Origin of the sequence: Luteimonas sp. 22616 (assembly GCF_052044325.1) — a bacterium.
Classification (GTDB): Bacteria; Pseudomonadota; Gammaproteobacteria; order Xanthomonadales; family Xanthomonadaceae; genus Luteimonas.
Window position 1 is genome coordinate 1 of sequence record NZ_JBQEMW010000005.1, and the last position, 329, is coordinate 329.

The 329-nt window shown below is 70.8% G+C and carries 1 pseudogene; it reads left to right on the top strand.

What is annotated here, in order from left to right:
- Positions 1-329: pseudogene (locus tag ACTJIL_RS16100) on the top strand (hypothetical protein); the annotation flags it as partial.

Consider the following 329-nt stretch of genomic DNA (forward strand, 5'->3'; position numbering starts at 1 on the left):
GACGAGAACGGCGATCCGCTGATCACCAGTGGCGGCGTGCCGGTGGACACCGGCGCGACCAGCGCGGGCGTGGGCGGTACGGCGCTGGGTGCGAGCGCAAATGCGGAAGGCTTTGCGGCGACCGCGGCGGGCGTGGGTGCATTCGCTTCGGGTGCGCAGTCGTCGTCGTTCGGCGCGGTGGCCAACGCGATTGGTGACTACAGCACGGCGGTGGGCACGATGAGCCTGGCCGCAGGCACGAGCAGCACGGCAGTCGGCGAATCGTCGCAGGCGACGGGCAACGAGAGCACGGCGGTGGGCGGTGCGACGTTCTTCGGCTTCATCCCGAC